This is a genomic window from Nocardia sp. NPDC127606 (assembly GCF_042671725.1).
Classification (GTDB): Bacteria; Actinomycetota; Actinomycetes; order Mycobacteriales; family Mycobacteriaceae; genus Nocardia.
Genome location: NZ_JBHXWQ010000004.1, coordinates 511,031 through 523,975 on the forward strand (window position 1 = coordinate 511,031; position 12,945 = coordinate 523,975).

Genomic DNA, 12,945 nt, shown 5'->3' on the forward strand with positions numbered 1-12,945 from the left:
TCCAGCCATTTGACGACATTTAATTCGGTGCGGCACGAGTTGTGCTTCCCGACGCTGTTGATAACAGATACCAAATTGAGGTCCAAAATGTCTAATGAAAATAGTGGCTCTCTGGGTGGCTTGAATATTCCAGTTAGCTTCTTTCGTAGCCACAGAATACCGAAGCCCTGGGAGATCTCTCCAGAACTTGATCCAAGGTATATGGCGCGGGTTAGTGTTGATGGTAGTAACAAGCTAACAGATCTGCGCGCGGATTATGGATCCAGAAAGAATGTCAAGCTCACAAGCGGAGCACGAGGATTTCTTGGCGACGCGTTTACGAGAGAATTCGATGCCCGTACCGGGGCGGCATATTTTGGCGGTGGGGAGCGGGCCAGAATTCCAGTTCCGAACGATACGGGAACGCCATTTAAACCCGACGGCGTTGTCGGCAAAGACAAGCATATATTTCTGAATGAGAACAAATTCAATACAGCAACTTGGCGGCCGCGACAGCTTCTGGGGTACGCACGTTATGGCATGGGGAATCTCGGTCTGAATACCAGCCTAAGCCCGGATTTGGCCCTCAACGTCAATAGGGCATTGTCTACTGGCGGATTGAATAGTGATACTGTTGCTGGCGTTCGTGTCTTCAGATGGAATACTCAGATTGTTCCTACGGAGAAACTTTTGCGTGGCGCCGCTGCCAATTTCGACGACTATATTGGCCCGGCGGTGGACAAGCGTGGCAGGGTCAGAAAGTCCGCAGCTCAAGCGAAGGCATGGCTCGACGGACAGGTCTCCGATCTGGATAATCCAGAAAAGCAGTTGAATACTGGTGCCTCAGGTCCAAGCGTTCGCAGCAACCCGAGATTCGGTCCGGGCACTCCCCATCGCGATCAATTGGCAAGGCGCACTCCAAGCTCGGCGCACACCCGTGTTGCTAGCGGTGCGTCGAACGCGGCAAAGGCTATAGGAAATATTCCGGGTCGTCTTCAGAATTCTGGTTTTTCCAAGAGTGTTGGCGCAATTGCCGCAAAGGCTTCTAACTCATCGATTGGCGGAGCCGCATCGAAAGTTATGAATTCAACTGCGGGAAAGGTTGGCGGAAGACTCCTGGCTCCCGTTACGACCGCGTTTGCCATAAATTCAGATATCAAGAAAGGTGATTCTGTCGCGAAGTCGGTCACGAAGAATGGTGTTGGTCTTGGCGCATCGATTGCTGCGGGTGCGGCGGTCGGCACGCTCATTCCTGTTCCCGTAGTCGGCACTCTTGCCGGCGCCGCTGTAGGCGCCGCAGTGGGTCTGGGAGCTACTAAGCTTGTGGACAAAGCGTGGGATCCTGCGGCGAAAGGGGTCGGCAAGGCGGTAAAGGCTGGTGGTCAGGCCAAGAAATGGTTGGCTAGTAAGTTTGCTGATGGAGGGCCGGTTCTTGGTGCTGGTTCTTCGATCGGGGATATGATCCCAGCGTTTTTGTCGAATGGGGAGTATGTAGTTAATGCCGCTTCAGCGGGGCGATTCAAGCCCTTATTGGAGTCAATTAATAAGGGGGTCCCCGGGTTTGCCCCGACGGGGATGAATCCGGCGATGTCGTCGGTGTTGGAGAAGGCTTCGAGTGGGTTTGGGGACGCAGCGAACGCATTTGTGTCCGGGCAATCTGGTGATGTGATGAAGACTTTTGGGTTGAAGGACACGCCAGCTGCGATGAAGGCCGGCACTCAGGCGGCTGAGTTGTTGAAATCGGTTGGGCCGCAGCTGGGTTCTTTGGCAGGATCCGCCGCTAAGCAAGTCATTCCGGCGAAGGCGCTGGTTGCTTCGGCGATGGCCAAGGGCGGTGCCGTGGACCAGTCGATGACAATCAACTTGCAGACCCCGGATCTTGATACTGCGTTCCAGAAGTCGAAGACTTTGGAGGCGCAGCGGGCGTTGACCTACTCCGGCCGCTGGTAGTCCATTCGGTTGGCAGGCGATCCACCTGCTGTCCAGTGACGTTACTGAGCCAGGTAGATCAGTACCAGTGTCGCGACGATCAAGAATAGGACAGCCCACGCGGCTTGCGAAAACACGGCAGTTGTCCAACTTGCTGCGCTGCGTCCCGGCTTCCAGCCCATCTCGGCCAGTTCGGCCGCGATCAGGTCCCGGACCGGTTGTTCTCGATCGCGATCGCGTGACAAGGGGTAGCCGCCTTCTGTTGGCCACCAGTGTTCGAAGGTTCGAGCGAATCCGCGGCTTCGGTCGAGAGTCAAGGTGAATAAGTATGGAGTTCGTTCCTGGGTGTGATCGTACGGTCGAGCGACGTGCAGTTCGTCGCGGCCGACTACCCGAACCTCGAAGGACGGGTGACTGGTCAGCGCGAGTCGGAGGCGCTGCGCCAACTCCGTTCTCGGGGAATCGGTTTGGTCTCGCATGGTCGTAGCTTACCTCGTGTGGTCGGCATGCGGGCAGGCGAGAATATCCCGCTGCGGGCTACCACGTCTGTGGTGCTGAAACAAAAACACCAAGAGAGTTGTGACTGAATAATGGGTAACGAAGAGTCGGGATGGATGTGGGAAGACATCCCCGGCGAACCGTGGAGCTTTGAGAAGCCAAAAGATACCGCTGGCGGAAAGGCTGAGAAGAAGGACTATCGTCCGACGCATGAGCGGACTGACCCGAGGACCGGCAGGGCACTGAATCCGGGAAACAAAATTGGCCAGGAGATGGGGGTCAAGTGGGGCGGATATGACGTCTTCAATCGGACATTCTATTCCAAATCGGGAGGCCGTCCAGACGCACCATGGACGAATAAGGCCGGCCTTGCCTTCGGTGCTGGAATCGAAACCACCGGGGGGTCGGAGAAGACAAAGCCCGGCATTGATTGGGGTTTGAAAGCAACAGCAGGACTTCGGGCTTCAGGTCAGATTCGTCAGACAGATAAGTTCGACCTCATTATCAATGGGCAAGCTGGTGTGCTCGCCGAGGCCGGCGGAAAACTGCGCATGAAGAACTGGCAGGGAGAAGCGGGATTAGAGGCCTTCGCGGGTGGTAAGGTCGGCGCCGACGTCACGGTCGGCAAGTGGGGTCTCGGAGCAAGCGCAGGAGCTGAAGGCTGGGCCGGCGCTGGTGCGGGCGCGAAATTCAAGTGGGGAAAGAACCCTGATACCGGTAAGTACGAGCTGGGCGGCAGCCTCGGGTTGGCGTGGGGTCTCGGCGGAAAGCTCAGCGGCGGAATATCCGTCGACCCGACGAAGGTCAAAGAATCTGTCGGAAATCTGGGTGGCTCCGGAGCTGCCATCGCCAAGCAGGTCGGAAAGGTCGTGCCGGCAGGTTTGGGTCGAGCTGTGGCCGCAATGCCCAATACGAAGAGCGTAGCGACCGGCGTCGGCAAGGCCGCGAACGCGATTGCCGCAGTGTCCGGCGCGAAGACCGCGGCAACGGGTGTGGGCAAGGCGGCGAAGGTAGTTGCTGCGATGCCAAGTGCGAAGGCTGTCACGGCCGGTATCGGTACCGCAGCGAAGACGGTCGCCATGGGCGGCGTGGGTTCTGCCGCTTCGAGTGCTGTCGGCGCCGCTGTGCGCAAGGCTTCCCCGGCCGTGAGCAGTGTCGCCGGTGCGGGCGTGAAGAAGGTTGGGCAGGCGAAGAAGTGGCTTACCAGTAAATTTGCGGCTGGCGGTCCTGTTGCGGGGAGTGGTTCGTCGATCGGTGACATGATTCCGGCGTTTTTGTCGAATGGCGAGTTCGTTGTCAATGCGGCGTCGGCGGGTCGGTTCAAGCCGTTGTTGGAGGCGATCAACAAGGGTGTTCCTGGTTTTGCGCAGGGGGTGATGGGCGCGACGTCGATGGCGGGTTGGGCTGGTGATCAGGCCAAGAAGGCGTTGGAGCAGTTGCAGGGTGGTTCCGGTGTAAAGGTCGGGAATCCCGCGTTGTCGTCGGTATTGGATAAGGCCGCTGGTGGGCTCGGTGATGCGGCGAGTGCGTTCGTGTCGGGTCAGTCCGGCGATGTGATGAAGACGTTCGGTGTGAAGGATGGGATGCCTGCCGCGGCGCGGGCTGGTGCGCAGGCTATTGATCTGTTGCGGTCGGGTATGGATCCGTCGATGGTGAAGTCTGTTGCGCAGCAGTCGGGTTCGATGGCGCGTTTGGTCGCTAAGCAGGTGATGCCGGCGAAGGCACTGATGGGTGCTGGTGTTGCTGGTGGTGGTCCGATTGATCAGTCGATGACGATCAATTTGCAGACTCCGGATCTTGATACTGCGTTCCAGAAGTCGAAGATGTTGGAGGCGCAGCGGGCGTTGACCTACGCCGGCCGCTGGTAGGAGTTCGAAACAACTCTCTGGTCTAACTGTTCGCCCGCATCCAATCAGGATGTGGGCGATTTGCTTTCACTATGAAATGAGGTGTATCAGCGTTGTCTAATGCTGCGTTGATTGAAGTCGAAGGGGTCGACGGTTCGCTGTGGACCCTCTCCGGTGCAGGTCAAGGGCGTGAGGGTGTTGAACTCGGCACGTCGCCTACCGGGCTGTACGACGCCCCTGTCAAGACGATCTGGAATTCATCCGCGTTTCAGATCGGTGCCACCTTCGGCGGCGCGACCTGGCAGAAGCGAGACGTCGTATTCGGTGTGAATGTGTTCGGTACGCAATCCTCGAACTGGGAGAGCACCGACTCCGCCTGGCGAAAGGCGTGGGCGTACGACCGGGACTCGAAGCTGATCGTCACAACCGAATACGGTTCGCGGACACTGCGTCTTCGCTTGTCCGAGCAGCCTGAGTTCAAGCCTAAGCGTGACCCTCACTCGAAGGGTTGGAGCCAGGTCACCATGACCTGTACCGCGGGTGTCCCCTGGTGGATCGAAGACGATGTCACTGCGACCGCGGCATCCACGATAGATACCCGCCCAGATGGCGCATCCGAAACCCTCTGGGTGTCTGTATCGAACCCTACTGACCAGCCGATGTGGTTGCGGTGGGTCGCTTCCGCGCCGGGAGTGTGGACGCTGCCGGACTTCTCGTGGAAAGAAGACAACGCTGCCAACCGAGTGATCACTATGCCCACGCTGACGAATGGTCAGGACATCACTGTCGACACCGACCCGATGCAGGAGATGGTGGTCGCGGCGGACAACAGTTCGGTGTGGGCGCGCATGAACGGCCGAATGTTTGTGCATTCGGTCCCGCCGTGGACCCCGGAAGTGCAGGTCCCGGTTACCGTCAAGGGCGCGCCGGCCGGCGCGATCGTGCAGGTTCGCTGTCCCCGCAACTGGTCGCGCCCGTGGGGGCTCCAGTGACTGATCCCTCGACCAGCAGTCGCATCGACGATATCTATGAGAAGGCGCTCGCGGTCCGCACACAACGCCGAGACCTGCGGGTATCTGCGCCGTTGATCCGCCTGTGGGACGGCGACTGGAATCTGCGCGGCATATCCCACGCTGAGGTCTCCGGTGACTTCAAGTGGTTGTTGAACGAGTCCGGAACGGGGCAGCTGGTTCTCCCGGCCGACCACTACCTGGCGAAGTGGATTATGGATGCGCGCGGGCGGAGTACCCAGAACGTCCATGTGACCGTGGACAAGGACGGCGCGCGGTGGGGCGGCCGCATGAAGACGGCGACGTTGAAGAAGACCGAGACCGGCTTGAAAACTGTGGTCGTTCAGTTCATGCACGATTACGAGGAACTGAAGTACATCCAGGTGTGGAGCAATCCTCTGCTACCCGCCGCGTTTCAGTTCCCGAAGGTCTTCATGCTGGCCGGCCCGTCGGTGTGGTGCCTGAAGCTGTCACTGTTCCTCAACATCCTCCGAAAAGAGGCGAGTCTTTGGGCACTCCCCGATGATCCACTCGACCCGGAGCAATGGTTCAACCTCGATCAGTCGCGCTGGTCGATGGTGGTTGCCCCGAGCGACTTCTTTTCTGACACGTCGATCTGGACGATCATCTCGTCTCGGTGGAAGACCTGGCACGACATGGCGGCGCCCACTCTCGACGACGCGCATCTGATGGTCACTTGCCGTCGATTTCTGGCAGGTGACCCACCTCCTTGGCCGGGCGCGAACCTGCGCCACGGTTGCCTGATATTCGACATTGTCGACAAGTCCGGCTACTACTCGGGTACTTCCGAGGGCGGTACGGTGCTCGACGGTCTCGTGCACACAGTGCAGGAATTTGTCAATGACATGGCAGAGCAGGAGCCGAATTTCCTGCCCGATCCCAATTCTCCCGAGGAATACCGACGGCAGGACTGGCTCGGCACACTCCCGTCGAACCCCTGGGTGGTGTATCGGGAGAATCAGTACACCGGGATCCAGACCTCCGAGTTCACAATCTCCCCAGCGACCGCCGTGCAGATCAACTGCGGCGGCAACAGTATGCCGGGTGTGAACGAAGCCATCTCGGCAATGGTGCAGATGGTCGGAAACCTGACATCGACTGTGACGGTGAGTATTCCGATCATCGGAGGTGCCGGTGTGAGCTTGCCTCCGATGGGCGGCCCCCTCGACACATTTCTCAAACCGCTGTACAGCGACACGATTCTGGCTTGGATGTCCTTCAAGTCGCCGTTGCGTCCGCCACGGATGGGCTGGTCGCACTATTTCGAGCGGTTCCAGACCGGCGCTGACAAGGCCTACACGCTGTCGTCATTGCTGTCGATCCGAGCCGGACTTTGGGCGACTCGGGCCTTCTCGTCTCACAAGATCACCATTGCCGATGGAGCGCCCTATTTGATCGGCGAAGGCGGCCGCGGTCACTTCTTCCTCGGAGACCGCATCGGTGCAACCGTCGAGGGGATGCCTGCGGGCGAGATCTTTGTCGAGCAGGTGACCGCACTGGACTTGACCTGGTCCCGAGGTGCGACACCGTCCTGGCGGATCACCATCGGAACCGACAAGGCACTCGAAGATCCCGTGGTCAAGTCCTTGCGTCACGTGCAAACCATCATGGGTGACCTGCAGATGCTCGGCGTTATGTAGTTCGTTATCCAGATCCGGAGATATCAATGGCGCTGCCATCACAAGAAGAATGTAATCAGAACGATCCCGAGGACGCCTTCGTATGGGCATTCGTCGGTCTGCCGGGCCCTCGCAACGGCCCCATGCTGGTTCCTCAGCAGGTGCTCGGGAAATGGTCGAAGCATCTGTGGGAACTGGGGTTTCGACATCACCCGGAAGCGCAGCAGTTGGAGTACCACCCTGCAGTAGCGGGTTCGGAGCATTGGATCTCCCAGGCGGGCAACTGGGTCCCGATCGGTACCCCGCGCCCACCGGAAGTCGCGCTGGGCTCGGTTGCCGATCTCAGTGTTGACGAACGCCGCGAACTTGTCCGACAGCTCCATGAATCCGGGGAGTTGGCGCATCTGGTCGATGCACGATCCTTGGAACCGGATGTGGCGCAGGACGGTACCTTCGATGGGCCTCAGCCGTGACCAGCCCTGACCGTGCGATGCCCGCGGGGGCGCTGACCGGACCAGGTGGCAGAACGGTCGGCACCATCGGCAAGCTCTCCCAAGATTCGATGAAGTCGGTCGTCTCCGGGGACATCGTCAAGTCGTTCAGCGGCATCTCGGTGAATCTGGGCTCCGCTGTCGACGCAGGCGTAAAGCGGTTCGCGGCTGATCTCTGCGATGCGGTGACCGGTGCCACCGGGGGGCTGATCAATCTCGGAGGCTGGGCCCGGGACCTGCGCGCGGAAGCCGATCAAGCACTACAGGATTCGGCACGGGCGCAGCAAACTGCTCAGGGTGCGCAGGTGACCGCGGATGGCCAGACCACGATCATCAAAGCGACGAACTCGCGCGTGCAGGTCGTGATCGACGGGCTTCCGGTCAAGCCCTATTGGGAATCGATGAACCTCACCGAGGAGACCTCGTTTCCGCGCAACTTCCTGCAGCGTGCCGCTTGGGAGCTTTCGGCGAGCAACGGTGCCGTGGTCTCCAACTACGTGCCGAGCTACACGCCGGCGGCGAACTCGCTGGAGGGGGCGTTCATTCGCTGTCTGTACAGCGGCGGGCGGAAGGTGGTCAGCTACATTCCGGATGCTGTTACCTCCCCGTGCGAGTTGTATGTCGTCGTCGGTCGAATGCTGGACAACGGTGACATCAAGATCGAGTGGGTATCGCCGAACCAGACGCCCCTCATCACCGGTGCTCGCGGCGAGCAGACCGTCGAGATGCCGGCCGAATTGATGTTCGAGCAGGGTGAGTCGGCATTCGTCGGAATTCATCAGCGCGGCGGCGGAAATCGCAGGCCGCTGCTGGGGATCGAGGCGGTCGACATCCCGCGCCCGGCAACGGTGTGGCCGCCCCAGGTGAACGCGCAGTTCAGCACCTCGTCGCTGTTGTCGGCGGGAGTGACACTCGCCGCGGGAACCCTGTCGTTCGCGTCACGGAGGACGCCCTACATTTCGATTGGAAAGGCCTCTGTCACAGGGGATCCGGTCAAATTGTCGTTCTTCGAGGACTTCGAAAATGGGATGCCGACCGCCTTGGTTCGGATGTCGGCGCGGTTTGCCACCACCGCCGACGGCGTCTTTCAGGTCGATGGCATGGACGACGGTTTGCGTCGGTATCTCTACGGGCAGAGGCTCAATTACGACGACCAGATGGTGACCGGGCGAATTCGAACCCCTTCGGACTTCAGTGCCCGGCTGTTCCTCCGTTCCGATGCGGCCAACAGCAGTTATGTGTCGTTGTCGGTGACTAGTTCGGCGATCGTGATCGTGCGCTGGACCAGCGGTTCCAACGGCACGGCGCTGGCCGCGCTGCAGACTTCGGTCGGTGACAATGCCGAAGTTCGCCTCAAGGCGGTTGGCAATGTCTACACCGCCGAACGCAAGATCGGCGGGGTGTGGACCGCGGTATTGGTGCATACCGATACCGCGAACACGCTGCCATCGGGGCCCGCGTACCGCTATACCGGTCTCGGCACCGAGCGTCAGTCGTGGACCGACGGTGGTGGCTGGGGCGACTGGCAGGCGGAAGACCTGTGACCAGCCCCGACAACAGGTTCCCCGAGGGCGCGTATTCCGGAGTCTCGGGCTCACGCAGCATCGCCAGACTCGGCGGGACCACCCAGCAGTCGATGCAGACAGCGATGCGCGCGCAGGTGATGCGCGCCTATGCCGATATCCCGTTCAACTTCGCCAAGGGGGTACAGGCGGGACTGCACGAACTGGCTGCCGCGCTCTGTGACGCGATCACCGGCTTCACCGGCGGGTTGATCAACCTCGGCGATTGGGCCCGCGCGTCACGCGCTCATGCTCAAGAGGCGCGGGAGCAGGCGGCGACCGCGCGTGATTCGGCCGATGTCGCCGAGGAAGCTGTGGTGCAGACCGCCGAGGTAGTCCAGGCGACGAACTCGCAGGTTCAGGTGGTCATCGACGGCCTACCGGTGAAGCCGTACTGGGACTCGATGAATCTCACCGAGGAAGCGTCGTTTCCGCGCTGCATGCTGCACCGACGGGTGTGGGATCACGCCACGGTCTCGAAACCTGGATATATCCCGTACACCTACACATACGTCGCCGGCTACGACGCCAACGGCTATCCGATATATTCCGACCACACGGTCCACGCCCGGTACGAGCCGTCATATACGCCGCAGGCGAACACCCTCGACGGTGCGTTCATCCGATGCCGGTACAGCGGTGGTCGCAAGGTCGTCACGTTCATCGTGGACGCGGTGAGCAATCCGTGTGAGCTGTATGTGGTGGTCGGCCGGATGTCGGCGAACGGTGACATCCGGATCGAATGGGTGTCGCCGAATCAGACGCTGAGCATCACCAACTCACGACTCGAGCGTTCCGTCGAACTGCCGAACGAGCTCGTTTTCGATGTGGGGGAGACCGCCTTCGTCGGTATTCACCAACGGGGAGGCGGTAATCCGCGTCCGCTGCTCGGCACCAATTCCACTGATCTGCCGCGAGCACCCGGTGCCTGGCCGCCCCGGCCGAGTGCTCGATTCGCGGCATCAGGAGCGTTGGTGGCCGGTGCGACTGTGGCGGCGGGGTCGCTGAGCTTCACCTCGAACTCGGTGCCGTATGTGGCACTCAGCAAGAGTCTGGTCGCCGGTCCGCCGTCGAAGCTGGTCTTCTACGAGAACTTCGACTCGGGTTCGCTACCAGTGGCTTTGGGTCAGGTGTCGAGCTTGCCCGCGACGGTGTCCGGCGGGGTATTCGTGGTGGCCGGTGGTACCGACGGCATTCGGCGCTATCTCTACGGCCAGACACTCAATTACGACGATGTGATGGTGACGGGCCGGATCATCAGCCCCTCGGTGCGTCACGCCTGGCTGATGTTGCGGTCGACGCCGGACAACAAGAGTTTCGTTTCACTCAATGTGACCCAGTCCACTGTGTCGATCTTCAAATACGAAAACGGCGTCTGGACAGCACTTTCCAGCGTCGAGACAGCGATCGTGGGCGGCGATGTGGTGCGACTACGTGCAACGAACAACCTGTTCACGGCTCAGCGCAAAACCGCTTCGGGGTGGGACGACGTGCTCACCTACACCGACACCACCGGCACCCTCCCCAGCGGTCCGCGCACTCGCTACACCGGCCTGGGCAACGAGCGCGCCGACTGGGTGAACGGCGGCGGCTGGGACTACTGGAAAGCAGAGGATCTATGACAACCACCGTGACGGTCGACGGCCAGGAACTGGCCTTCGCCGTGGAGAACAACATGCTCGTCGTGTCGATCGTCGCCGACGGCATCGCGAACAGGCGCGGCAGCATCTTCATCGGTGCGCTGGAACCCGAGCCAGGTCCGGTCTATATCGAGCCGGATCCTGTTGCGCCACAACCGGAACCATCGTCCTGAAATGGAACCCCATGTCTGAACAAAAGCAATTCGGCTATGACCCGACGAACCTCACCCTCGTGCTCTCCAAGGGTGCCGACTTCGTGCACACCGTGGCACTGGAATCGGGTGCGGTATTTCCTGCCGAAACCAAGGTCCGGATCGTGCTGGTGAATGCGTCGGAAACGGTGCTCGACACCTGGCAAGCGGTAGTCAGCGCGACCGAGGCGAAATTCGTCATCGGATCGGAGCTGGCCGACGCCATCGCCGCGGGCGCGAAATATCGCCTGTACGTGTCTTACCCGACCACGCCGACCACTGAATACCTCTGGTTCTACGGAGCCGTTCGCCGCAAGCAGTAATCGACTCACATTTCACTATCTCTCCAGGAGGAATCCCATGGCTATCGCAGTTGCTACCACTCGCCAGGCGCTCGCCGACGCTTACAAGAACGTCGCGGGTTCGAACACCGTCTACATCAGCGTGCACATCGCCGACCCGGGCACCACGGGCGCTAACGAGGCGAGCGGCGGTTCGCCCGCCTACGCCCGCAAGCAGTCGACCTGGACCTCCGGCACCGGCGGTGTGATCACCGGTTCGCAGGTCACCCTCGATCTGCCGGCGGGCTCCTATACCTACGTCGGTCTGTGGAAGACGCTCGCCGGTGGTCCCGCCGACTTCATCGACAAGGTCGCGATCAGTGCCACCACTCTGGGTGCTCAGGGCCAGCTGCTGATCACCCCCACCTTCACTCAGAGCTGACGGAGGGCGCCGCATGGCTACGCAACAATCGACGGTGCGGGCCACACTGCCGGCGCCGTCCACAGCTGCCGTGACACCCCCCGGTACCTCGGTCACCACCGCGAGGTCGCCGGCGGTGCCGATGGTCGTTCTTCGCGACGATGTACCGATTATCGAGCCGTACATCGTCGCCGGGTACATCGGCAGCGGTGCTGTCGTCGCGCGACTCGACACTGTGCGAGCGCAGGTTTCGGCACAGCCGACAGCGAGTGGCCAGGCAACAGCGGCAACCTCGCCGCGCGCCGGCGCGTCCAGCACCACAGGCGGGCTGGGGCGACTGGTCGCGAAGGTCGTCGTCAAGTCGGGGAAGGTTCTGCTCGATGCGGGTCTGACCGCGGTCGGTGATTCGACTGCGATGCTGAACACCCACCTGCCCAGGGCCTTCGTCGCTGAAGGAGTCGCGAGCGCTGAGGTGGTCGTGATCAGCAGCGCTGAAGCATTGTTCGGCGGCGACGGGCGGTTCTCCGGTCTGAAGCCGTTTGATCTTGCGTTCGCCGGTGATGGCAGTCTCGCGGTCGCGGCGGCGGCCGCTGGACCAGTTGTCGTCGCTGGTGGTCAGTTGGGAGAAGGCTCGTTGTCCGCTCGGACCGGACAGCCGGTCGCTCTGGGTGGTGGCGGGGTGCTCGCGGTAGTGCAAGGTGCGCCTGTTGGTGCCGCCGGTTCGGGCGGGCTTGTCGCAGGAAGTAGCGCCAAGGCGGGAGTCGACATGGCACACGCCGGGATCGGGCAGTTGTCGATGGTCGCGGTGCCGAGTTTTTCGCCTGCCGGAATGACCAAGTCCTCGGCATGGACCCAGATGACAGACAAGCAGACCAACGTGACCGGTTGGGCCGCCGACACCGCCACCTATCCCGGGTCGGCGGTCCAGTCCGACGGCATTGTCGCTCAGTCCGCGAAAGCGGCAGCAACACTGAGTGCTTCGATCGTCTTCACTGCGGCCGCGGCTGTGAGTGTGAATGTCACGCTGCAGTTGACGGTCAACAACGCTGTTGTCGCGACGGGTACTGCCACGGCAGTCCCCTCCAGCGGGTCGGGCACCGTGAGCGTGTCGACAGTCCGCGCCATCGCGGCCGGCGATGTGGTCCGGGTCCAGGCGATGGGCAATCAGTTCCTCGCGCAGTTCAACCCGACGGCACAGGCGAATCCGGCGTCGTATGTGCGAATCACCTGAGGCGTGATCCGAAGGTGAGCTATCGGCCCGCGCTCCTGACCGGAGTGCGGGCCGTTTGTCGTCAGCGTCATCGTTCGGCTGCCGCGCCACGTCGACTGATTTGGGCATGCGGAGCGTCATCGTCCAGGAGGCGATTTGTCCGAATACGTGTCCGAAGGTGCATTGTATTGCTCGTTGTTCGCCGCTTAGGCTGCGTTAACTACCTGGAGTTTGTGTGATTTCTCG

General features: G+C 61.1%; 12 protein-coding genes. All 12 read left to right on the forward strand.

From position 1 onward, the window contains the following. Nucleotides 1-87: 87 nt before the first annotated feature. The 12 genes from ACFVJ5_RS22010 (at nucleotide 88) to ACFVJ5_RS22065 (ending at nucleotide 12,720) form a co-directional block, all read left to right on the forward strand. On the forward strand, nucleotides 88-1,929 hold the full coding sequence (locus ACFVJ5_RS22010) for a hypothetical protein (protein ID WP_379222598.1): 1,842 nt from the start codon (nucleotides 88-90) through the stop codon (nucleotides 1,927-1,929). A 347-nt stretch (nucleotides 1,930-2,276) separates the two neighbouring features. Further along, on the forward strand, nucleotides 2,277-2,495 hold the full coding sequence (locus ACFVJ5_RS22015; RefSeq protein WP_379222600.1) for a hypothetical protein: 219 nt from the start codon (nucleotides 2,277-2,279) through the stop codon (nucleotides 2,493-2,495). Nucleotides 2,496-2,522: 27 nt separating this feature from the next. Next, nucleotides 2,523-4,274, forward strand: coding sequence for a hypothetical protein (locus tag ACFVJ5_RS22020; RefSeq protein ID WP_379222602.1), 1,752 nt, complete (start codon nucleotides 2,523-2,525; stop codon nucleotides 4,272-4,274). 107 nt (nucleotides 4,275-4,381) lie between these two features. After that, nucleotides 4,382-5,245, forward strand: coding sequence for a phage tail protein (locus tag ACFVJ5_RS22025; RefSeq protein ID WP_379222603.1), 864 nt, complete (start codon nucleotides 4,382-4,384; stop codon nucleotides 5,243-5,245). Further along, on the forward strand, nucleotides 5,242-6,924 hold the full coding sequence (locus tag ACFVJ5_RS22030; RefSeq protein WP_379222605.1) for a phage tail protein: 1,683 nt from the start codon (nucleotides 5,242-5,244) through the stop codon (nucleotides 6,922-6,924). Before ACFVJ5_RS22025 ends, ACFVJ5_RS22030 begins: the two co-directional genes overlap by 4 nt. Nucleotides 6,925-6,950: 26 nt before the next feature. Continuing rightward, the gene (locus tag ACFVJ5_RS22035) at nucleotides 6,951-7,376 is read left to right on the forward strand and encodes a DUF2744 domain-containing protein (RefSeq protein ID WP_379222607.1); all 426 of its coding nucleotides are present in this window, start codon (nucleotides 6,951-6,953) and stop codon (nucleotides 7,374-7,376) included. A gap of 203 nt (nucleotides 7,377-7,579) precedes the next feature. Then, entirely contained in the window at nucleotides 7,580-8,938 is a 1,359-nt protein-coding gene (locus ACFVJ5_RS22040) for a hypothetical protein (protein ID WP_379222608.1), read from the forward strand. Next, nucleotides 8,935-10,578, forward strand: coding sequence for a hypothetical protein (locus tag ACFVJ5_RS22045; RefSeq protein ID WP_379222610.1), 1,644 nt, complete (start codon nucleotides 8,935-8,937; stop codon nucleotides 10,576-10,578). The genes ACFVJ5_RS22040 and ACFVJ5_RS22045 overlap by 4 nt, the downstream gene beginning before the upstream one ends. Then, complete coding sequence (locus tag ACFVJ5_RS22050) at nucleotides 10,575-10,769, forward strand: hypothetical protein (RefSeq protein ID WP_379222612.1); 195 nt, start codon at nucleotides 10,575-10,577, stop codon at nucleotides 10,767-10,769. The genes ACFVJ5_RS22045 and ACFVJ5_RS22050 overlap by 4 nt, the downstream gene beginning before the upstream one ends. 11 nt (nucleotides 10,770-10,780) lie before the next feature. Next, on the forward strand, nucleotides 10,781-11,110 hold the full coding sequence (locus ACFVJ5_RS22055; RefSeq protein WP_378635166.1) for a hypothetical protein: 330 nt from the start codon (nucleotides 10,781-10,783) through the stop codon (nucleotides 11,108-11,110). Between the two features lie 37 nt (nucleotides 11,111-11,147). Continuing rightward, the gene (locus ACFVJ5_RS22060) at nucleotides 11,148-11,510 is read left to right on the forward strand and encodes a hypothetical protein (protein ID WP_379222614.1); all 363 of its coding nucleotides are present in this window, start codon (nucleotides 11,148-11,150) and stop codon (nucleotides 11,508-11,510) included. A 13-nt stretch (nucleotides 11,511-11,523) separates the two neighbouring features. After that, nucleotides 11,524-12,720, forward strand: coding sequence for a hypothetical protein (locus ACFVJ5_RS22065; protein ID WP_379222616.1), 1,197 nt, complete (start codon nucleotides 11,524-11,526; stop codon nucleotides 12,718-12,720). The last annotated feature ends 225 nt before the right edge of the window (nucleotides 12,721-12,945 follow it).